At 62.7% G+C, this 20,969-nt stretch carries 21 protein-coding genes; 10 read left to right on the top strand and 11 right to left on the bottom strand.

Annotated elements, in window-relative coordinates:
* Nucleotides 1-240: 240 nt before the first annotated feature.
* Both IEW58_RS04310 and IEW58_RS04305 read left to right on the top strand, forming a co-directional pair.
* Complete coding sequence (locus tag IEW58_RS04310; RefSeq protein WP_229658426.1) at nucleotides 241-2,052, top strand: hypothetical protein; 1,812 nt, start codon at nucleotides 241-243, stop codon at nucleotides 2,050-2,052.
* Nucleotides 2,053-2,457 carry a hypothetical protein gene (locus IEW58_RS04305; RefSeq protein WP_188643996.1) on the top strand — a complete coding sequence of 135 codons (405 nt, stop codon included), beginning with the start codon at nucleotides 2,053-2,055 and terminating at the stop codon, nucleotides 2,455-2,457. It begins immediately after the preceding gene.
* On the opposite strand, the gene IEW58_RS04300 is transcribed toward IEW58_RS04305, so the two are convergent.
* The 5 genes from IEW58_RS04300 to IEW58_RS04280 all read right to left on the bottom strand — a co-directional run bounded on the left by IEW58_RS04300 (nucleotide 2,458) and on the right by IEW58_RS04280 (nucleotide 7,588).
* A complete protein-coding gene (locus tag IEW58_RS04300) occupies nucleotides 2,458-3,600 on the bottom strand; it encodes a site-specific integrase (protein ID WP_188643995.1) in 1,143 nt (380 codons plus the stop codon). It lies immediately after the preceding gene.
* A 155-nt stretch (nucleotides 3,601-3,755) separates the two neighbouring features.
* Nucleotides 3,756-4,883, bottom strand: coding sequence for a DNA polymerase III subunit beta (gene dnaN, locus IEW58_RS04295; protein ID WP_188643994.1), 1,128 nt, complete (start codon nucleotides 4,881-4,883; stop codon nucleotides 3,756-3,758).
* Between the two features lie 159 nt (nucleotides 4,884-5,042).
* On the bottom strand, nucleotides 5,043-5,795 hold the full coding sequence (fabG, locus tag IEW58_RS04290) for a 3-oxoacyl-[acyl-carrier-protein] reductase (protein ID WP_188645661.1): 753 nt from the start codon (nucleotides 5,793-5,795) through the stop codon (nucleotides 5,043-5,045).
* Nucleotides 5,795-6,733, bottom strand: coding sequence for an ACP S-malonyltransferase (gene fabD / locus IEW58_RS04285; RefSeq protein WP_188643993.1), 939 nt, complete (start codon nucleotides 6,731-6,733; stop codon nucleotides 5,795-5,797). The genes fabG and fabD overlap by 1 nt, the downstream gene beginning before the upstream one ends.
* A 27-nt stretch (nucleotides 6,734-6,760) precedes the next feature.
* On the bottom strand, nucleotides 6,761-7,588 hold the full coding sequence (locus tag IEW58_RS04280; RefSeq protein ID WP_188643992.1) for an LD-carboxypeptidase: 828 nt from the start codon (nucleotides 7,586-7,588) through the stop codon (nucleotides 6,761-6,763).
* 62 nt (nucleotides 7,589-7,650) lie between these two features.
* On the opposite strand from IEW58_RS04280, the gene IEW58_RS04275 reads away from it, so the two are divergent.
* Nucleotides 7,651-9,069 carry a glutamate ligase domain-containing protein gene (locus tag IEW58_RS04275; protein ID WP_188643991.1) on the top strand — a complete coding sequence of 473 codons (1,419 nt, stop codon included), beginning with the start codon at nucleotides 7,651-7,653 and terminating at the stop codon, nucleotides 9,067-9,069.
* Here IEW58_RS04275 and IEW58_RS04270 read toward each other — a convergent pair.
* Nucleotides 9,066-10,019 carry a DUF808 domain-containing protein gene (locus tag IEW58_RS04270; protein ID WP_188645660.1) on the bottom strand — a complete coding sequence of 318 codons (954 nt, stop codon included), beginning with the start codon at nucleotides 10,017-10,019 and terminating at the stop codon, nucleotides 9,066-9,068. The two genes, IEW58_RS04275 and IEW58_RS04270, sit on opposite strands and share 4 nt — an antisense overlap.
* A 179-nt stretch (nucleotides 10,020-10,198) precedes the next feature.
* Between IEW58_RS04270 and rpsF the strand changes: the two genes are divergently transcribed.
* The 5 genes from rpsF (at nucleotide 10,199) to IEW58_RS04245 (ending at nucleotide 13,734) form a co-directional block, all read left to right on the top strand.
* A complete protein-coding gene (gene rpsF, locus IEW58_RS04265; protein ID WP_188643990.1) occupies nucleotides 10,199-10,600 on the top strand; it encodes a 30S ribosomal protein S6 in 402 nt (133 codons plus the stop codon).
* Nucleotides 10,600-10,824 carry a 30S ribosomal protein S18 gene (rpsR, locus tag IEW58_RS04260; protein WP_188643989.1) on the top strand — a complete coding sequence of 75 codons (225 nt, stop codon included), beginning with the start codon at nucleotides 10,600-10,602 and terminating at the stop codon, nucleotides 10,822-10,824. The genes rpsF and rpsR overlap by 1 nt, the downstream gene beginning before the upstream one ends.
* Before the next feature lie 13 nt (nucleotides 10,825-10,837).
* Nucleotides 10,838-11,446, top strand: a complete 609-nt coding sequence (rplI, locus tag IEW58_RS04255) for a 50S ribosomal protein L9 (RefSeq protein ID WP_188643988.1) — start codon at nucleotides 10,838-10,840, stop codon at nucleotides 11,444-11,446.
* An 87-nt stretch (nucleotides 11,447-11,533) separates the two neighbouring features.
* Nucleotides 11,534-12,967: an AMP nucleosidase gene (locus IEW58_RS04250; RefSeq protein ID WP_188643987.1), complete on the top strand. Its 1,434-nt coding sequence runs from the start codon at nucleotides 11,534-11,536 to the stop codon at nucleotides 12,965-12,967.
* Nucleotides 12,964-13,734, top strand: coding sequence for an SDR family NAD(P)-dependent oxidoreductase (locus tag IEW58_RS04245; protein WP_188643986.1), 771 nt, complete (start codon nucleotides 12,964-12,966; stop codon nucleotides 13,732-13,734). The genes IEW58_RS04250 and IEW58_RS04245 overlap by 4 nt, the downstream gene beginning before the upstream one ends.
* Before the next feature lie 22 nt (nucleotides 13,735-13,756).
* Here IEW58_RS04245 and IEW58_RS04240 read toward each other — a convergent pair whose 3' ends face one another.
* From IEW58_RS04240 to IEW58_RS04230, 3 genes are all read right to left on the bottom strand, one after another.
* Nucleotides 13,757-15,622, bottom strand: coding sequence for a M2 family metallopeptidase (locus IEW58_RS04240; protein WP_188643985.1), 1,866 nt, complete (start codon nucleotides 15,620-15,622; stop codon nucleotides 13,757-13,759).
* A gap of 72 nt (nucleotides 15,623-15,694) precedes the next feature.
* Nucleotides 15,695-16,447: an alpha/beta fold hydrolase gene (locus tag IEW58_RS04235; RefSeq protein WP_188643984.1), complete on the bottom strand. Its 753-nt coding sequence runs from the start codon at nucleotides 16,445-16,447 to the stop codon at nucleotides 15,695-15,697.
* Nucleotides 16,444-16,893, bottom strand: a complete 450-nt coding sequence (locus IEW58_RS04230; RefSeq protein WP_188643983.1) for a GFA family protein — start codon at nucleotides 16,891-16,893, stop codon at nucleotides 16,444-16,446. Before IEW58_RS04230 ends, IEW58_RS04235 begins: the two co-directional genes overlap by 4 nt.
* A 126-nt stretch (nucleotides 16,894-17,019) precedes the next feature.
* Between IEW58_RS04230 and IEW58_RS04225 the strand changes: the two genes are divergently transcribed.
* Both IEW58_RS04225 and IEW58_RS04220 read left to right on the top strand, forming a co-directional pair.
* Nucleotides 17,020-18,102 (top strand): HlyD family secretion protein, encoded by a 1,083-nt coding sequence (locus tag IEW58_RS04225; protein WP_188643982.1) that lies wholly within the window; start codon nucleotides 17,020-17,022, stop codon nucleotides 18,100-18,102.
* Nucleotides 18,103-18,106: 4 nt separating this feature from the next.
* On the top strand, nucleotides 18,107-19,696 hold the full coding sequence (locus IEW58_RS04220) for an MDR family MFS transporter (protein ID WP_188643981.1): 1,590 nt from the start codon (nucleotides 18,107-18,109) through the stop codon (nucleotides 19,694-19,696).
* Nucleotides 19,697-19,703: 7 nt separating this feature from the next.
* On the opposite strand, the gene IEW58_RS04215 is transcribed toward IEW58_RS04220, so the two are convergent.
* Both IEW58_RS04215 and IEW58_RS04210 read right to left on the bottom strand, forming a co-directional pair.
* Nucleotides 19,704-20,348 (bottom strand): 2-hydroxychromene-2-carboxylate isomerase, encoded by a 645-nt coding sequence (locus IEW58_RS04215; protein ID WP_188643980.1) that lies wholly within the window; start codon nucleotides 20,346-20,348, stop codon nucleotides 19,704-19,706.
* Nucleotides 20,349-20,357: 9 nt separating this feature from the next.
* The gene (locus tag IEW58_RS04210; RefSeq protein ID WP_188643979.1) at nucleotides 20,358-20,969 is read right to left on the bottom strand and encodes a hypothetical protein; all 612 of its coding nucleotides are present in this window, start codon (nucleotides 20,967-20,969) and stop codon (nucleotides 20,358-20,360) included.

The raw sequence follows: 20,969 nt of genomic DNA, 5'->3' as shown, positions 1-20,969 counted from the left end.
AACGAGGGCTTCGGAACGACTTTCTCGTCGGCTTCAGAGATTGAGTGTCGAACTCGCATCAATTCTCTAGTCGAGGAGCACGAAGAGAGGCAGCCCGGATGGTCATTCGAGCTGGACTACTGGCCGGTGCCACGGCGCTCTCGCTGTTCGTCTGCGGGAGACGGGGGTGTCTGGTTCTCGAGGTCATCCGTGACACGCTCCGGTCTTCATACACCATTCCCGGAACCGTTCGCTTCGTTCTTGAAGCTTATGGTCGTGATATACGACGGCCGATCAGATGGTGGCTACGCCGCCACTCAGCTTCAGACCTTGGTAGCAGCGGGACGATACCTCTTCGATGAGCTTGAGGGCGTCGGAGGTGATCCAGTTCGCATCGAAAGTTATCACCTTAGTGCTGCAGCCATCAAGGCTCGTTCGAAGATGGGCTCTGGTTCGAAGAATATCGGATCGAAGTTGGCGTTTATCGGTCGAGAGGTAAGCCGGCGAGGCCTCGTGACCGTTCCGTTCACCTGGTCGAACCCTAACAAGGCTGTCGATAAGCACAGCCGCATCGGCCCAGAGGCAGACGAGCGACGACGCAAACGACTGATTGCACCCGAGGTGCTGGACGCTCTCGCAGAGATTTCGGCCACGGCAACAGAGCGTCTCGAACCACAAGACCTCATACTCCAGCGTTGCCTCGATCTACTCGTATGTGGAGGCTTTCGTATCAACGAGGTGCTTACGCTTCCGAAGGACCCGATCGTAGAAGAAGCCATCCTAGACAGACGCGGAAAGCCGCTTCTCGATCGGTATGGGAAGCCAGCCACAAGAATGTTGCTACGTTATTGGCCGGAAAAACGCGGCCATCAGATCACGCGGCTAAAACCTATACCAACTGCCATGCAAGACATCGCGCGGCGAGCAATCTCCGAGATCCAAGAGATTTCGACACCTTTCCGAGCAGTTGCCGAATTCCAGGTCAAGCATCCTGGGCAGACCCTGCTCCAGTCACCTTACCGGGGTAGAAAGGGGCCTTTATCGACTTTTGAGTTGGCGGAACTCGTTGGATGTCGACCTCGCGCGGGGCGCGAGAGAACCTCCCTCCAATCGGCAGGGGCTCAGATCATACGTAATCATGGTCTGACGCTGCTTTCTGACCGCCGCTATGTTGATCAATTGGAGGTAGAGGAGTTTTTGTACAATCGCTCGGACCACGGCAACGTTCTGCGGCGCGACGAGGGCGTTCAAGAAGTTCAGGACTGTCTTTTCCTGATCTCTACCCGTTTTATGGATCGGAGGATGGATGCGGGCTTCAACGGCACGGTTGAGCTTGTCACTGACGCCCAGATCAACGTCTATCTAACGGGGCTGAAGAGCGCAGCGCAAAAGTCAATTCTCGAGAGACTTGGCTTTAGAGACGTAGAGGGCAACTTCTTGCGTGGCACGTCCCACCAATTCAGGCACTGGCTCTCGACACTGGCCGACGAAACCGGGTTTCTCGGTTTAGAGCAGGCTAGATGGATGGGGCGTGCGAAGCTCTCCCACAACTCGGCTTACGATCATGTCACACCCGTAGAGCGCGCCCGCGAAGTGCGAGAGCGAACTGCGAGCCGTCATGGGTCGGAAGGCCCGGTTACTGAGATTGCTACCCGCATCAACGATCCGATCCGTCGATCGGAATTTATTGCAGCAACCGTCCCGACTGCGCATGTCACTGACATGGGACTTTGCGTGCATGATTGGGATGCGGCGCCTTGCCCCAAGCACGGCTCGTGCGCGCTCTGCGACAAGATTCGCATCGTCAAAGGGAAGCAAGAAGATCGTGCTGCAGCCGTGAGCGAACTTCAAGACGTGGAAGAGATGCTGCAAGCCGCACGAAATGAGTCGGACATGGGCACCTATGGCGCCTCGAACTGGATCAGGTCACAGTTGCGGCGCAAGCTGCAGTTGGAGCGCATCATCGCTGTTCATGACGATCCAGCAAGGCCCGATGGCATGATCGTACAGCTAACAAAGCTTTCCGATGCAGAGCTCGACCAATATCTGAACCTTCAGTCCGAGAGAATTTAGATGGGAACCCTGCGCCTTTCATCTGAGCATGTCGCGACCATAGCGGCCGTAGTACGAGGTGAGCCGGATGACGAGCTCATCAATTGGGAGAAGATTCGCGAGATCAGTAAGAGCGTCGTGGGAAAACACTTTACCAGGCAGACGCTGCAGTCTCACGAACCGATTAAGTCTGCTTACAATGACCGCGTCGCTGCTTTCCGTAAACGCAAGCGCACCAAACGAAAAGAAGTCGTCAAACTTGGCGACCCGAAGGATCGCCGCATTGCATCACTCGAACAAGAGATTGAGGCGCTCAGATCGAAGCTAAATGCGTATGATGCCCGTTTCGTTTTGATTCTAGAGAATACAAAGCGCCTCGGCTTCCAACGTGAGGAACTAGCCCGGGCTCTCCCGGCTACAAGCTGATCACTCCAAGCCGAGGTCTCGTCTCTGCTGGGCACGTAGCCGAGCGTTGACCTTCCTCGAGGTTGCCCCCTTCGCGTACTCGAATGGCTGCACAGACTCAGCTGCCCAGCCGAACTTGTACGTCATGTGCCGTCGCCACTCGTCTTCGGGCCACCCCTCGGCATCTGCCAATTCAGTGTCCAGATCGGCCGCGCTGTGACGCACTATGTGTGAGCTGATGCCTCCAAGAACCTCAATCGCCTCCCCGAGACGCTCATAGATGCTTCGAAGAGAGCGCTCTGCGAGCTCGTCTCCGGTCCATTCGACAAACATATAGCCGTGGCGACGAGCATTCGGATACTTGCTCATATCGCGGCGCTCTTTGCGCCAAGCTTCGATAGCCGCGCAAACGTACTCGGGCGGTTCTAACAAACGGCCAAGTGTTTTAACGCGAGGCTTCTTCTTACGCTTATCGTTGGGATCAGGTGCTCGGGGCACAACGACGAGCGTCGGAGGACATTGCTTTGGATCGTAATCGGAGACTCTAAGGCAGAGCTCTTCTCCACCCCTCAATCCGAGTTCCAAGCCCACCAAAATGAGCGCCCGATTGCGGATCTGGACCTTCGGATGAAACGGGTTGTGCTTCGATCCCGGTTTGGTCACCTCGAGCAACAACTCGCGAAGTTGCGGCTTCAAACCGAGCCTATCTGGGTATGTTGGTCCCGCGCTTGAGTTCGGCCGAGCGGCCTTGCTGCGCTTCCTGAATTCATCACGTTGCCGAACCAGCATCTCCTTATTTGCGCCGTGGGCCCGCCCTATGACCGCGTCAGCGTGCCACGTGATGTAGTCTTGAACAGCGTCCCAATAGAAGCCTGCCGTGGCTCCTCCAATCTGTCCTTTGCCATCCGCGCGGGCACGACAGGCAACGCTCAGGTCATTGAGTTCGTCGAGCGAGAGGAAGTCGCCACTTGCGACGCGAGTAATCAGGTCGATGCCTTCTTTTGCAAAGAAAGCGAGGCCTCGATCAATCCCGCGCAGCCTCTGCTCCTGGCTGGACGGCGACTTGCCGCTGTTTCTGCTCAGGGCGAGAACATGCGCGTTAGGTAGAACTTGCGGCAAACCAAGTTCGTCTAGGAGGAGAGGGATTTCCTCTCCGTTGGACATGAGACATCTACGGATTGATACCATGCCATTTTACATACAGCAGGTTCGCGTAACTAGAAGAGCTCGTTTCGACTGAGATCGATCTCGAAGGCGCTAATTTGCCTTGATTTCCGCCATCGAAACTCGTACCTTACACTTTACACACAGTTCGCCGTCTAGACGCGCATGGGCATGAGGACGTAGAGCGCCGGGCTGTTCTCGTCCTGCCGGATAAGCGTCGGCGCGCCCGGATCGGCGAGGTGAAGCTCCACCGTGTCGCCGTCGATCTGGTGAAGGATATCCTTCAGGTAATTCGCGTTGAAGCCGATCTCCATCCCGTCGGCACGATAGTCCGCGGGCACTTCCTCGGCTGCGGTGCCGTTGTCGGGGCTGGTGACCGACAGCGTCACCTTGTCGGTGTCGAGCCCCATCTTGACCGCGCGGGTCTTCTCGGTGGCGATCGTCGCTACGCGGTCGACCCCTTCGTAGAAGCTCCTCGGGTCCAGCCGCAGCAACTTGTCGTTACCGGTCGGAATGACGCGGCTGTAATCGGGGAACGTGCCGTCGATCAGCTTGCTGGTCAGTACCACCCCGCCCTCACCACCCAGGGTGAAGCGGATCTTGCTTGCGGACAGGTCGACCTGCACATTCCCGTCGAGTGCTTCCTCGAGCAGCTTGCGCAATTCGGCGACCGCTTTGCGCGGAACGATCACGTCGGGCATGCCCTCTGCGCCATCGGGGCGCTGGATGGTGAAGCGTGCAAGACGGTGACCATCGGTCGCGGCCGCCTTCAGCACTGGCTGATCCTCGTCGGAAACGTGGAGGAAGATGCCGTTGAGATAATACCGCGTCTCCTCCGTGGAGATCGCGAAGCGCGTCCGGTCGATCAGCTCGGCCAGCGTGCGCGCCGGAAGTTCGAAGCTGGTCGGAAGATCGCCTTCCACGATCACCGGGAAATCGTCACGCGGCAAGGTCGGGAGCGAGAAGCGGCTGCGCCCGGCCTTTACCGTCATGCGGTTGTCGGCGGTCTCCAGGCTGACCTGGCTGCCTTCCTGCAGCTTGCGGGCGATGTCGAACAGCAGGTGCGCCGAAACAGTGATTGCCCCTGCCTGCTCCACGCTGGCGGCGGCCATGTTCTCGACCACTTGCAGGTCGAGATCGGTTGCCATCACCTTGAGCGATCCGCCGTCGGATGCTTCGAGAAGCACGTTCGAGAGAATCGGGATCGTGTTGCGGCGCTCCACCACCGATTGAACGTGGGAAAGGCAGCGCAGCAGCGTCGCGCGTTCGATCGTGGCTTTCATCGGTTCCTACTCTTACCCCTCTCGCCCGCCGGCCACCTGCTTCGCGGCGGCCGGAATCGCCCTCGAGCGTCCGGAAAACATGAAATATCCTTAGCGGGGAGGCCGTTCGGAGCAAGGATGAAGCAGCGCCCGCCCTGATTCGCTGGGGATAACGCCCCCTTACGAGAGCATCGCCATCCCGCCGTTCACGTGCAGCGTCTGTCCGGTGACGTATCCGGCCTCCTTCGAGGCAAGATAGACCACCGCGGCGCCGATGTCCTCGCCCTCGCCCATGCGCCCCATCGGGATACGGGCATTGAGCGCATCCTTCTGCGCCTCCGGCAGCTTTTCGGTCATTGCAGTGCGAATGAAGCCCGGGGCGACGCAGTTGACGGTGATGCCCCGGCTGGCGAGCTCCTGTGCAAGCGATTTGGACATCGCGGTGAGCCCGCCCTTGGCTGCGGCATAATTGACCTGCCCCGGGTTTCCGGTGGCGCCAACCACGCTGGTGATGGTGACGATGCGCCCGAAGCGCGCCTTCATCATCGGCTTCGCCGACGCGCGCATGAGGCGGAACGCGGCTTCGAGGTTGATGCGGATCACCTCGTCCCATTCCTCGTCCTTCATCCGCATCGCGAGGTTGTCGCGGGTGATCCCGGCGTTGTTCACCAGGATGTCGAGCTTGCCGAAGGTATCGAGGGCGGCGGGGACAAGCTCTTCCACCTGCGTTGTGTTCGACAGATTGCAGGTGATCTCCACGTGGTCGCCGCCGACTTCGCGATTGAGCTGTTCGCGAAACACTCGCAGCTTGTCGCCGTTGGAGCCGGACAGCGCAAGCCGCGCCCCCTGACGAGCGAGGGCGTAGGCGATCGACGAACCGATCCCGCCGCTCGCGCCGGTGACCAGCGCGGTCATTCCTTCAAGGTTGAACATCATCCGATCTCCTTCGCGAACGCCTCGATGTCGGCCATCGTGATCACGCTCGTCACTTTCGCTTGCGGGTCGATGCGGCCGATCATCGGCCCGAGCACCTTTCCGCCGAGTTCGACGAACTCCTCTACTCCCGCCGCGCGCATCGCCAGCACGCTTTCACGCCAGCGGACACGGCCACAGACCTGCTCGACCAGCAGGCGCTGTTCCTCGGCCGGATCGGTAACGGCCGCCGCGGTCACATTCGCATACAACGGCAGGCGAAACGTATGCGGTGGGGTCTTCTCCAGTGCTTCCGACATCGCGTCGGCGGCAGGCTGCATCAGGCTGCAGTGAAACGGTGCGGAAACAGGCAGGAGGACGCCGCGCTTGATTCCGTGCTCCTTCACCAGCGCGACCGCCCGTTCGACCGCCTCGCGGTGGCCCGAGAGAACCACCTGCCCTGGATCGTTGTCGTTGGCGACCTGGCAAACCTGACCTTCCGCAGCCGCTTGGGCGAGCGCCTGGGCCTTGTCGAGATCGGCTCCCAGAAGCGCGCACATCGCGCCCTCCCCCACCGGCACCGCCGCCTGCATCGCCTTCCCGCGCAGGCGGAGAAGCCGCGCAGTATCGGCAAGGGTGAACGCGCCCGCCGCGCACAGGGCGGTATATTCGCCAAGGCTGTGACCTGCGACGCAGTTGGCCACCTCGGTTATTGCTAGTCCACCTTCCTTTTCCAGCACCCGCAGGACCGCAATCGCGTTGGCCATGATCGCCGGCTGTGCATTCTCGGTGAGGGTGAGCTGGTCGTCGGGACCCTCGGCCATGATGGCGGAAAGCTTGGCGCCAAGGGCGTCGTCAACCTCCTGGAATACCTCGCGTGCGGCGCTGCTGGCGGCGGAAAGATCCACTCCCATGCCGACCTTCTGGCTGCCCTGTCCGGGGAACACGAACGCTCTCATTCAATGACTCTCCTTTGGCCCGCGCGACTATGCGCGGGCGCCTCCGGCGGCAAGGCCGAAGGGTACGATGGTGTTGGAAGGATCGTGGCCGACCCGCGCCCGGCCAAGGTATGGAATGCCAGCACGATCGCACCAGTAACGGGCGATGTCCTCGGCCTCCGAGCCGAACGGCCGATCATTTTCCGGCACCGCGGTCACGGTCCCGAGGCGCAGCCCTGCGACCCCCCTCAAATGCGCGACTACATGGAAGAACAGGCGGTCGATTGCATAGAGATGCTCCGCCACTTCCTCCACGATCACGACATGGCCTGTAAGATCCGGCATCAGGGACGTCCCCGTGAGTGCGGAGAGCGTCATGAGATTGAAGGCTACCGTGGGCCTGCCATCCAGTCCCGGCTCCAGCCAGTCCTCGCTCCCCGCCAGCCAGGAGAGCGACCGGAGCACCGCGGCGGGTCCCTCTTCCGACAGCACGTTGACCGGCATCGGACCGTGCGCCGGCCTGCCTATCCGTTCCCGGTACAATCCTCCCAGAATAAAGCCGCAATCCGAAAAGCCGAGGTAGCCCTTGCGGCGCGCCGCATCGTTCATCCGCTCGATTGCAGCGCGCGCAATGCGATTTGAGCCGTACCCGCCGCGCGCGAACCACACCGCGTCGAAAGACGAATCGTTGGCGCACTCCAGCAGGGCTGTGAGGCGCGCCGCATCCGGTCCGGCGAAATGGCCATCCGAGGCGAAGCACTGCTCATGGAAGACGAGCCTGATTTCGGGAAAATGGGCCGTGACGAGCGCGCCGACCGCATCCGCCACGTCGCGGGTGATCGGAGTGGCAGGGGCGCAGATAGCGACGCGGGTCATCGCGGGAGGCCTAGCAGCCGCTTCACATCTTGTGCATCCCCGACTAGGCATCCGCCTGAATTATGCAGCAGCCGATCGATCCCGCCGCCCAGCCCTGGTTCTTCTGCGGAATCGGCGGTTCCGGGATGTTGCCGCTGGCGCAGATCGTCCACGGGCTCGGCGGTAGCGTCGCTGGGTCCGACCGCAGCAACGATCAGGGTAGAACTCCGGCCAAGTTCTCGTGGCTTGCCGAAAACGGTTTCGCGCTGTTCCCCCAGGATGGCAGCGGGGTGCAATCTTCCGACCAGATCGTGGTCGCCAGCGCCGCGGTCGAGGACACCGTCCCCGAGATCGTCCGCGCCGGAGAACTCGGTTGCCGCCGGATGACGCGGGCGGAGCTTAACTCCGCCCTGTTCAACTCGGCTGCGCAGAGCATCGCGATTGCGGGTACCAGCGGCAAGAGCACCGTCACGGCGATGCTCGGGTGGATCATGCACCGGGCTGGCCGGCACCCGACGATCATGAACGGCGCGGTGATGAAGAACTTCGTTTCCGCCGCCGATCCTTTCGCGAGCGCACATGTCGGCGGCGGGGATCTCTACATCAGCGAGGTCGACGAGAGCGACGGATCAATTGCGCTCTACCGTCCGTCGGTGGGCGTGCTGCTCAACATCAGTCTCGATCACAAGAGCATGGACGAGCTGCGGGAGTTGTTCCGGGACTTCCTTTCCCTTTCGGGTGCAAGGGCGGTGAACTTCGACGATCCCGAAGCGCGGGCCTTGGCAGGCGAGGAGGGGCAGGTGATCGCTTTCGGCATCGACTCTCCCGATGCGCAGCTCTCTGCCGATGCCGGATCGGTGATCGATTTACCTGCTGGCCTCGAAGCGACCATCCTCGATCGGCGCGACGGCACGACGCACCCATTGCGCCTGTCCATGCCGGGCCGCCACAACCTTTCCAATGCCCTCGCTGCTGTCGCAGCTGCCAGCGCCGCGGGCGTGCCGGTTGCCGAGGCTTCAGAAGCGCTGAGCTCGTTCGCCGGTCTAGCGAGGCGCTTCGACGTCATCGGAACCAGTCCGTCGGGCATCACCGTGATCGACGACTTTGGTCACAATCCCGAAAAGTGCGCGGCGACCTTGCGCACTCTCAAGCAGCATCCCGGACGGGTGATCGCCTTCTTCCAGCCTCACGGATACGGCCCCTTGCGCCAGATGGGGCATGAGTTGGCGGAAACCTTCGCCCGCGAACTCGGTGGCGACGACGTGACGCTGATCTGCGACCCGGTCTATTTCGGCGGGACGGTCGACCGGAGTGAGGGGGCCGACCGGGTCGTCCAGCTGATTTCTGAAGCAGGTGGCCGGGCCGAGCATATTCCGGCGCGGGAGGCCATCGCCGACAGGATCGCGGCACTCGCCCGGCCGGGTGACCGCGTGCTGGTGATGGGCGCGCGTGACGACACCCTGACGGACTTCGCCAAGGAGCTTTTCGCTCGACTTTCCTAGGCAGCTTTCTCGTGCGTTCCGCGCACAAGATGGACCGAATGGAGCAGGACCGCGATGAGCGCTCCGAGCACCAACCCCACCATGGCGGACAAGGCTGCATAGGCAAGCCATCCCAGCACCCCGCCAAGTGCACCGGTCGCAGCCTGCACGCTGTGACGGACACTCTCCACCACATGCTCCGGCCCGTGAACCCCGAGTCCGGTCAGTCCGTGCAGGATGATTCCCCCACCGACCCACAACATCGCCACGGTCCCGACTGCCGACAGGGCTACCAATACGTGCGGCATGGCATGGACGAGCGCGCGGCCGAATCGCTGGACCCACGGTGTACTCCGCCGGGCGAGGTGCAGGCCGATGTCGTCCATCTTCACGATGATGCCGACTGCTCCATAGACCACTACGGTGATGCCGATGCCGACGATCGCCAGCACGGCCGCCCTCGCCAGCAGGCTTTCCGCCGCGACGGATGCCAGCGTGATCGCCATGATCTCGGCAGACAGGATAAGGTCGGTCCGCACCGCCCCGCCGACCCGCGCCTTTTCGAAGGCGATCGGATCATCGATCGGATCCTCGAGCGTTTCCCCGTGCTTCGCGCCCCCTAGGCGCTCGAGGATTTTCTCGGCCCCTTCGTAACTCAGGTAAGCGCCGCCCATCATCAGCAGCGGGGTTATCGCCCAAGGCAGGAATTCGCTCAGGAGCAAGGCCGCGGGCAGCAGGATCAGCAGCTTGTTCTTGAGGCTGCCGCGCGTGATCTTGGCAATGATCGGCAGCTCGCGGTCCGGTGTGAGGCCGGTCACGTAGTTTGGGGTGACCGCTGCATCGTCGATCACCACCCCGGCGGCCTTGGCTCCCGCACGACTTGCCGCCACGCCCACATCATCCACAGACGCGGCCGCGGCGCGCGCGATCACCGAGATATCGTCAAGCAATGCTACCAGGCCGCCGGGCATCGGGGTCTCCTTCATGGCAGGCAGTGCCCGCGCCTTCGCAAGCGCACAAGACTTGCTTTTGGGCGCGCAACCGCTATGAGCGCCCCCTTTCCAGGTTAGCCCGGAGAAAGAAGAAAGCCGGAGGGGCCCCGTCATCCGGACGGACAAGCCAGCGATCGGCATAACCAAAGGACCGCGAAATGGCTCTCTACGAGCATGTTTTCCTCGCGCGCCAGGATCTGAGCCAGGCTCAGGTCGATGCACTGGCTGCCGCGGCCACCGAGATCGTCGAAGCGAACGACGGCAAGGTGACCAAGACCGAGACCTGGGGTCTCAAGAATCTTGCCTACAAGATCGACCGCAACCGCAAGGCGCACTTCGTGCTGCTCAACATCGAGGGCCCCGGCTCCGTTGTTGCCGAGCTCGAGCGTCAGACCCGCATCAACGAAGATGTCATCCGCTATCTGACCGTTCGTGTCGATGAGCACGAGACTGGCCCGAGCGTGATGATGCGCAAGAGCGACCGCGATCGCGGCGACCGCGGTGACCGCGGTGGCGATCGTGACCGTAAGCCCCGCCGTGACCGTGAGGAGCGCGACTGATGGCCCGCCCGTTTTTCCGCCGCCGCAAGTCCTGCCCCTTCTCGGGCAAGAACGCGCCGAAGATCGATTACAAGGACGTGCGTCTGCTGCAGGGCTTCATGTCCGAGCGCGGCAAGATTGTCCCCTCGCGCATCACCGCCGTGTCTGGCAAGAAGCAGCGCGAACTCGCCCAGGCGATCAAGCGTTCGCGCCAGATCGGCCTGCTCCCCTACATCGTGAAGTAAGGAGGGCAGACCAATGGAAATCATCCTGCTCGAACGCATCGCCAAGCTTGGCGCTATGGGCGACGTCGTCACCGTCAAAGACGGCTACGCCCGCAACTTCCTGCTCCCGCAGAAGAAGGCGCTTCGCGCCAACGATGCGAACCGCAAGGTATACGAAGCCAACCGCGAGCGCCTCGAAACCGAGAACGCCAATCGCCGCGGCGAGGCCGAAAAGTCTGGCGAGAAGCTCGCCGGTGCCGAGATCGTCCTGATCCGTTCGTCGTCGAACGCTGGCCAGCTCTACGGTTCCGTCAACGTCCGCGACGTCGTCCAGGGTCTGGAGGCTGCAGGCCACAAGGTCGACAAGCGCCAGGTCGTGATGGGTCATCCGATCAAGACGCTCGGCATCCACGACGTCACCATCGCACTTCACCCTGAAGTGCACGTGACGGTTAAGGCCAACGTCGCCCGTTCGGACGACGAGGCCGAGCTTCAGCGCCAGGGCGTCGACGTCATCGGCGCGATGGCCGAGGAAGAGCGCGGCGAGAGCGAAGGCTTCACCGAAGCGGTCGATCCGTCGCTCGAACCGGGGGAAATCCCGGCCGACCTGCTCGAGGAGCGCGCCGAAGCCGGCGAAGGCTGAACGCACTCTTCAGGAAAGTTCAAGGGGCGCGGCACCAACAGGTCCGCGCCCCTTTTTCTTTGCCGGCAGGCAGAGTAACGGCGGTCGATGCAGTCCGTCGAAACGATAATCCAGCAGCTTACCCAATTCTACGATCAGGCCGTCAGCGCCCTGCGCGACGACGTCCTGGCGTTCGCGCGGGCCGGCACCATACCGCCCAGCTCCCGTCGCCTTGACGGCAGCTATGCCTATCCCGAGCTCGTCGTACGGTACGAAGGCGGCGAACCGCGAGCCGGCCGCAGCCGCGCCTTCGGGCGTCTCAATGCCCCCGGGGTCTACGCCACCACGGTCACCCGGCCCGCGCTTTTCGCAGATTACCTGCGCGATCAACTCGAACATCTCGCCGGCGATTACCCCGTCGAGATGGAAGTCCGTCGTTCGCGGCAGGAAATACCGTTTCCCTACGTTCTCGACGGTGCCGCCGGGGCCGAGATGGCGGGTATCAGCCCGCAAGTACTGGCTCGCCACTTCCCCGCTACCGAGCTGGCCCTGATTGGTGATGAGTTGGCCGACGGGATCGAACTCGACGGCGCGACCATCCCCCTGTCACTGTTCGACGGGCTTCGCACCGACTTCTCGCTTGCCCGCCTGGCGCATTACACCGGGACCCGGATCGAGGATTTCCAGCGCTACATCCTGTTCACCAATTATCATCGCTACGTCGACGAGTTCGTCGACTGGGCGGCGGAGCAGTTGGGCGAGAATGGCTGCACCGCACTGGCCGGAGCTGGTGGACTGCTGTTGACCGAACGTCGCAGCGACGCGCGCCTGGAGCTATCTGACACGGCGTGGCGCCGGCACCAGATGCCTGCATACCACCTCATCGGCGAAAACCGTTCGGGTATCACGCTCGTCAACATTGGCGTGGGGCCCTCCAATGCGAAGACCATCACCGATCACCTCGCGGTTCTGCGCCCCGAGGCGTGGCTGATGATCGGACACTGCGGCGGCCTGCGTCCAAGCCAGAAGATCGGCGATTACGTCCTCGCCCATGCCTACTTGCGCGACGACAACGTGCTCGACACGGTCCTCCCGCCCGAAATTCCGCTACCCGCGATCGCGGAAGTTCAGCAAGCGCTCTACAGCGCGGCGGAGGAAGTCAGCGGCGCGCATGGTGCCGACCTCAAGCAGCGCATGCGCACCGGCACGGTCGTCACCACGGACGATCGGAACTGGGAACTGCAATACACCCAGTCGGCGCGACGCATGTCGCTCAGCCGTGCCGTAGGCGTGGATATGGAAAGCGCCACAATCGCTGGTCAGGGTTATCGCTTCCGCGTGCCGTACGGCACATTGCTGTGCGTGTCGGACAAGCCGCTCCATGGCGAGATCAAGCTGCCCGGCCAAGCGAACAAGTTCTACGAGGAGGCGATCGCGGCTCACCTTCAAATCGGTATCACCGCCTGCCGCCAGCTGCGGGACGAAGGCGACCGGCTGCACTCGCGGAAGCTGCGCGCGTTCAACGAGCCCCCGTTCCGGTGACCCGGCCCAACCGCTCGCGCTCGGTAGCGGGGCGCGTCGCCATCGTCACCGGCGCCGCCAGCGGAATGGGCCGCGCGACGGCGTTGCTCCTCGCCGCGGAAGGCGCGAAAGTGGCGGTGACCGACCTAGACGCGGACGCGTGCGCGCGGGTTGCCGGAGAAGCAGGTGCGAACGCCTTTCCTTACGCTCTCGACGTCAGCGATCCCGAGGCCATTGCCGTCACGGTCCCGCGAATTGCCGAGGAGCTCGGAGCGATCGACATCTTGATCAACAACGCCGGCGTTTCGGCGTTCGCTCCGCTTGACGAACCGGACCACTACGAAGAAGCCTGGAGCCGCGCCATCGCCGTCCTGCTGACCGCACAGCAGCGCATGGTGCGGGCTGCCCTGCCCTTCCTGCGCCGCAGTGACGCGCCCCGGATCGTGAACATCGCCTCGACCGAAGGACTGGGCGCGACTCCTGGCGATACGCCATACGTCGCCGCGAAATCGGGGGTCGTCGGTTTGACCCGCGGCCTTGCGGTCGATCTCGGCAAGGAAGGCATCACCGTCAACTGCGTCTGCCCCGGCCCCATCCGGACGGCGATGACCGCCGGCATTCCGGATGAGGCCAAGAAAACTTTCGCGCATCGCCGCACCGCGTTGCGCCGCTACGGCGAGCCGGAGGAAGTCGCGCACATCACGCTCAGCCTCGTGCTTCCTGCAGCAAGCTTCATTACCGGCGCGATTATCCCGGTCGATGGAGGGTTGATGGCGCGCAACGCCTGAAAACGCGTCGCGCGCGCATCGCCTACCAGCCCTTCGGCTTGCCCTTGTTCTGCTGGTCGAGCCACTTCTTGAGCGGCGCGAAATATTCCAGCATCGGCTTCGCACTCATTTCGCGAGTGCCGGTGAACACTTTCAGTGCATCGGGCCACGGCTTCGAGGCGCCCATTTCCAGCATCGCGTTGAGCTTTTCGCCCACCTGCTTGTCGCCGTAGAAGCTGCAGCGGTGAAGCGGGCCCTTCCATCCGGCCATCTCGCAGGCGGCCTTGTAGAACTGGAACTGCAGGATCCGCGCGAGGAAGTAGCGGGTGTAGGGGGTGTTGCCCGGAATATGATACTTCGCACCCGGGTCGAAGGCATTGGCCGGACGGTCGCCCGGCGGCACGATGCCCTGATACTGCTTCTTCAGATCGACCCAGGCCTGGTTGTAGTTCGCCGGGGTAATCGAACCGTCGAACACGCCCCAACGCCACTTGTCCACCAGCAGGCCGAAGGGGAGGAACGCCACCTTGTCCATCGCCTGGCGCAGCAGCAAGCCTATGTCCTTGTCCGCGCTCGGCACGGCAGCCTTGTCCAGCAAGCCGATATCGACAAGATACTGCGGCGTGATCGAGAGGGCGACGAAGTCGCCGATCGCCTCGTGGAAGCCGTCGTTGGCGCCGTTGAGATACAACAGCGGCTGATCCTTGTAGGCCCGCTGATAATAGTTGTGGCCCAACTCATGGTGGATGGTGATGAAGTCATCCGCATTCACCTTGGTGCACATCTTGATACGGATATCGTCCTTGTTGTCGATATCCCATGCGCTGGCGTGGCAGACGACTTCGCGGTCGGCCGGTTTGACGAACATGCTGCGCTTCCAGAACGTTTCGGGAAGCGGAGCGAAGCCGAGCGAGGAGTAGAACCCCTCGCCATACTTGACCATGTCGAGTGGCCCCTTGCCCTTCGCCTTCAGCAGTTCGCCGATGTCGTAGCCAAGATCGCCGGAACCTTCAGGAGCGACGAGCGGGTAGATGTTGCCCCACTCCTGCGCCCACATGTTGCCGAGCAGGTCCGCACGGATCGGGCCGGTCTTGGGCTGCACGGCGTCGCCGTACTTTTCATTGAGCTTCCAGCGCACGTAAGTGTGCAGCGCCTCGTAGAGCGGCTTGGTCTCGTTCCAGAGGCGCTCGGTCATGGCCGTGAACTGCTCGGGCGTCATGTCGTAGCCCGAGCGCCACATAGCGCCGGTATCGGTGAAGCCGAGTTCCTTTGCGCCTTCGTTGGCGATCGCTGCCATGCGGGCGTAATCGTCCTTCATCGGCGCGCCGACGTTGTCGTGCCAGCTGGTCCACATCTCGGCGAACTCGGCCGGTGTGTGTTCGAGGTTGCCCATTTCGGCCTCGATGTCCGAACCCGAGATCGGTTTGCCGTTGAGCGTGCCCTGACCCTTGCCATACTGGCTGTTGAGGCTGGTCGCGATCTCGTTGAGTTCGGTCGCGGCGCCCGGGGTGGTCGGCGCCGGAAGCACTATCCCGTTGCGCAGGATGTCCAGCTTGCGCTTCACATCCGGCGACAGGCCCGGCAGGGCGGCATACTTTGCCGCATCGAGTGCGTACCGCACCGACTTCTCGGTGCCGATGGCGTTGATCCGAGCAGCCATCGCGTCGGTATCTTCGGTAATGTAGGTGTTGTTGACCCAGTTCACCTGGCTCGACTGGACGGTGTAATCGAACAGGTCCTTTTCGGCGGCCGCGACGAATTGCGCGGCGCCTTCTGCGGTCATCGGGAACGCGGCTGCCTGATCGGTCGCCATCTGGTGCCCGGAATGTGCGTCCTGCGCGTCCTCAGCATAAGACGGGGCGGCGAGAGCCACGGCAAGCGCGGCGAGCGCGGTGGAAGCAAATCTCATGGGGAGCATCCTCAAGGTATACGTCTGGTTATGGTTTCAGCCGATACCGATAGTGCCTGTGCCCAGCGTTAATCAAGCCGAGAGGAAGCGGACCAGTTCCTCGCCCAGCGCCGGTTCGGTCACCGAACTCATGTGGGTGCCCGGTATTTCGACGAGGCGGGCATCGGGGAGCGTGTCGACCAGAGCCTGGGGGTCGCCATTGTCTCGATCCTGCGCCCCGCATAGCACCAGGCAAGGCATGGTGATTTTCGCCAGATCGGCCGCATCGGTGTCGGCCACCGATTGCAGGAGCAGTCGCGCCGCGACCCGGTCCACCTTCTGCGTTTTCATGAAGCTGACTGCAAAAAAGGCCGGGTCCCCGTGCCTGACGCTGTCGAACCGGTCGATCGCATCAAGGAAGAACGCCGCTCTCCGGCTCCAGCCGGCCAGTCCCTGCAAGCCCATGCCCGACAGGACCAGCCGCCGCGGGCGGAGCCCCTCGATTACCGCGCGGGCAGCAGTGCGCGATCCAAGCGAAAATCCGACCAGATCGAAATCGGCCAGGCCGAGTCCAGACACGACATCGAAAGCATCGCGCACGAGCACATCGTGCGGATATGCAGCCGGCGAATGCGATTTCGAGCTGGAACCGTGTCCGCGCAGGTCAGGCATGATCGCTTCGAAGCCCGCATCCACCAGGCGCTGGGCGTGACCGAACCTGATCCAGTTGGTGTTGGCTTCCGAGAACAGGCCGTGCAGCAGGACCACGGCGCGACCTTCGCCCAACTTGTGAACCGCAAGTCGTTCGCCGTCGCGCGCGGTAATCGTTTCCGTTCGCACAGTCATGCCGGCGGCTGCGAGCCAGCGTCCTTCCACTTCTGCACGAGCGCGTCGTATTCATCGCTGCGAATGCGGGGCAACCCGCTGGTATCGAGCCATGCCTCGTGCAGGCTTTCGGCACCGAAGTGGCGCTTGGGCACGAAATCGGCCGGGTCGTCGAAACTCCCCACCGTTAAATCCATGTTGTTCGACCCTTCCTTGAACCTGAAACCGAGCGGAGTGCCACAGCGTGAGCAAAATGGCCGATCCGCGATAGGCGAGCTCGCGTACCAATCGGGCTCGCCCTCCCATTCTACGTCCGCTTGGGCAACGCTTACGAACGCCGCGGCGACGCCACCGGTCGCGCGCTGGCACATGCGACAATGACACAGGTATGCCTCGCCGGGATCGACCGCGGCGGAGTAGCGAATCCGCCGACACTGGCAACCGCCCGTCTTGATTATGCGCCTCATCGAGCCGACCTTAATCGGCCTTCGCCGGAATACGAAAAGCATTTGAGGCGTTGAGGACCATTGCATTCAGCAACTGACTGGGCTTGAGACGCACCATGATTTACGGCCTGAACCCCCTGACCCGTCATGGCTGAAGCGGATCCGATGCATCCTGCGGCTGTCGATGGGGACAGGACAGAGGAATTTCCGGTGGCCGAGAAGCCCAAGCGCCGGCTTGGACGACTCGCGCTGATGATCGCCCTTCCGCTGGCGCTTGTCGTTGGCGGGGCGCTCTACTGGCTAAGCCTGCAAGGCAAGGTTTCCACCGATAATGCGTACGTCCAGCAGGACAAGGTTTCCATCAGCTCGGAAGTCGGTGGAAAGATTGTCGAAGTGGCCGTGAAGGACGGCCAGACCGTCAATCAAGGCGATCTCCTGTTCCGCATCGATCCTGAGCCTTTCCGGCTGCAGGTCCAGCAGGCTGATGCGCAAATTGCGTCGGCTCAAGCGAACGTGACTGCGCTGCAGAACTCGTCGGCGCTGTCCGGGGCTGACATCTCCGCGGCGCGGGAGGACATCGGTTTCGCGCAGGCGGCCCTGAACCGCCAGCAGGCTCTGTGGAACCGTGGTTTCACCACCAAGGCCGATCTTGAGGCGGCGCAGCATGCGGTGGCCGAGGCGCGTGAGCGTCTGCGTGCCGCCGAGGCGCGGCAGGCGGAAGCAAGCGCCAAGCTGGCCACCGGCGCGCAAGTGCCAGGCGAAAACCCGCAAGTCGCGTCGGGCCGCGCCCAGCGAGCCGTAGCCGAACTCAATCTCGCTCGAACCGAGGTGCGGGCGCCGGTCAGTGGGCGGGTCGCGCAAGCAGACCGGCTCCAGCGCGGCCAGCAAATCATCCAGGGGGTACCCGTCCTTACCCTGGTGGCGACAAAGAGCACTTACGTCGAGGCCAATTTCAAGGAGACTGATTTGGCCGACATGCGGGTTGGCCAGCCTGCGGAAATGACATTCGACGCCTACCCGGACATAGTCGTAAAAGGTCATGTCGCATCGATCGGCGCGGGGACCGGATCGGAGTTTTCGGTCCTTCCCGCACAGAACGCCACCGGCAACTGGGTCAAGGTCACGCAGCGAGTACCGGTCAGGATCGCAATTGACGAAGCGCCCCCGCGCGAGATGATTGCCGGACTGTCGACGGACGTGACGGTCTTTACCGACGGCCGCAAGCACTAGAGCCATGGCGTCGGCTGCGGCTCCCGCCGGACGGAACGCTGCGCCCCCGGTCGCCCCGGCGGTAGACCGCCCCCAGCTTCCGGTCCGCAACCAGCCGCTGCTCCTTGTCGGCATCATGGCGGCGTCGCTGCTGCAGATTCTCGACACGACGATCGCGAACGTCGCGATCCCCCACATGCAAAGCTCACTGGGTGCCACGGCGGATACCGTCACGTGGGTCCTGACGAGCTATATCATCGCCAGTGCCGTCGCCATGCCAATCACCGGATGGCTGGCCGATCGCGTCGGTGCGCGGCGCCTGTTCATCCTCTCCGTCGCCGGCTTCATCGTTGCATCCATGCTGTGCGGCATGGCTCAGAACCTGGAGGAGATGGTCATCTTCCGCGCGCTCCAGGGCGTTGCCGGGGCCTTCATTCCACCACTGAGCCAGAGCTTCATGCTCGATACCTCCCGGCCCAGTCGGCACGCGCAGGTGATGGCCATCTGGGGAATGGGCATCATGATCGGGCCCATCGCCGGGCCGATCCTCGGTGGATGGCTGACCGAAAGCGCCAACTGGCGCTGGGTATTTTATGTCAACCTACCCTTCGGAATGCTCGCCCTGGCCATACTCCTGGCCGAGCTCCCCCACCGTGATGCGACCCCCCGGCGGTTCGACCTGTTCGGATTTGCGCTGCTCGGGCTGGCGCTCGCATCCTTGCAGCTGATGCTCGACCGGGGAAATCAGCTCGACTGGTTCGAGTCGGGCGAAATTTGGGTCTACGCCTTCGTCTGCTTGAGCGCCGCTTGGGCCGTCGTCGTCCATCTCGCGACGGCATCGAAACCCCTTTTCGACAAGGCCCTCTTTGGTGACCGAAACTTCGCTCTGGCGCTGGGTTTCATGGTCGCGATCGGGGTGGTCATGTTCGCCAACATGGCTCTGATGCCGCCGATGTTGCAGCGATTGTTCGGATACAGCGTGATCGATACAGGCCTGGTCCTGATGCCGCGCGGCGTCGGCGTTCTCGTGTCGATGCAATTGTCCGGGCTGATGATGCGTCGCGGGGCGGACGCGCGGTTCATCGTCGGGACGGGATTTCTCATAACGGCCTTTTCCCAATACCAGATGGCCCATTGGTCGCTCGCCGCGGATGTGTGGCATTTCGTAATCGCGGGCCTGATCCAGGGGCTGGGCATGGGCCTGGTGTTCATCCCTCTCAACGTAACCGCATTCTCCACGCTACCGCCGCGGCTTCGGACCGATGGGTCGAGCTTGCTGAACCTCGCGCGCTCTCTTGGAGCATCGGTCGGCATCTCCATCACGACCATTCTGCTCGCTTCGAACCTGCAGCGCAGCCACGAGGAGATCGGCGGTCATCTTACGAGTGCGAGCATAGGCGCGATCGACCTGGCGACCATCGATCGCTATCAGTCGGCGGCCGACGTGGTGATGCGGATGCTCGACAACGAAGTGAACAGGCAGGCGGCAATGATCGCCTACATCGATGATTTCTACCTGATGATGTGGCTGGCGCTGGCGGCGGTGCCGCTGACTGTCTTCATGCGCAAGTCACGCCAGCAAGCGGGCTCTGCGCCTCCGCCGATGGAGCATTAGCCAGTCTCTATCGGGCTTTTAGCCCTTTCTGCTCCATGCGCCAGCGGGCGATCGCGATACGGTCCTGCCCGAAGAAGGGCTCGCCTTCGAACACGAGGGTCGGCACTCCCCAGTGCCCGGCCTCCTCCAGCGCCACCTGGTTGCCGGCAATTTCCTGGTCCAGGCGTTCCGGATCGCCTTCGATTTCAGCCTCTAGTTCGGCAAGATCCAGCCCCGCTCGCTCGGCAGCGCCAGCCAGGTGCTCCCCTTCGTGCCAACCTTCCGCGCCGCCCCAGATCAAAGCTGCTGCCTCGGACGCGAAAGCGAGGCCCTTGCCCTTACGCGAGGCAGCCTGTCCGAGGCGGGTAATTCGGTAGATATGGGGCTGGTCTGCAGCGATTCGCCGGGTGGCGATATCCTGTACGATCGGATCGGGCCGAGGAGCGCCGAACGGGATACCCTCGAACTGGGCCACCCGGAACATGTCGGTGAAGGTATAACGCAGCCAGTTGGGGTGGTTTCGCTCGAAGAAGTCGGGCTGGCGGATCGCCAGCGGATAGACGGGACGAAGCGCGATTTCGACGGTATGGGTTTCAGCTAGTTGGCGATAACGGCCCACGGCCAGATAGCTGTACGGGCTGCGGAAGCTGAAGAACAGGTCGGCGGTCAGCATGGCGCACCCTCACCGGAAGAAGCAGTTAACTCCTGCGTACAGGCTGTCCACTGTCGCGTCACGCCCCTGCCCCTTCACGAAACCACCGATGGGGTGCCCGTCGGCGGCCAGGTAATCGAACTCGCCTTCGAGGGTGCTATCGGGGATCATCCTGACGCTGCGGGCCACTCTCAAATCGCGCAATTTTGTCCCCGGACGAATGCCGTCGCTGGTGACGACCTGCGCGCCTTCATGTGCGAGCCAGCCGACCAGCTTCCCATCCTGGAAATTAAGGGTCAGCGGACCATAGCGCGAAAACTCAATCGGGCCGGCGCCGCACTCATCGTTCCGTGACCGTTCGTCGGGGTGGCCGAACATACGCTCGGCCAACCCGTCCACTTCCGTGCGAAGCGAGCCGAACACGAACTCCCGTGTCTTGCCAGCCGGCGAATCGAATATGACGCCTTGCGCGTCGAGCACGGCCTTGTTCGCCGGCCTTGGCGTTGTCCGAATTTCGCGCCCAGCTGTTTCTGAAGGCACTGGGGCCGTCGCCGCAGTGCTGACCGGAGCGGAAGGGGCCTTGCCGGGCTGTGTGCCGCAACCGGCGAGAAGAACCAGCGCCATCGCGGTGAGCGTGCGCAC

The organism is Tsuneonella deserti (assembly GCF_014644315.1).
Classification (GTDB): Bacteria; Pseudomonadota; Alphaproteobacteria; order Sphingomonadales; family Sphingomonadaceae; genus Tsuneonella; species Tsuneonella deserti.
This window is presented reverse-complemented; position numbering and strand designations above follow the sequence as displayed.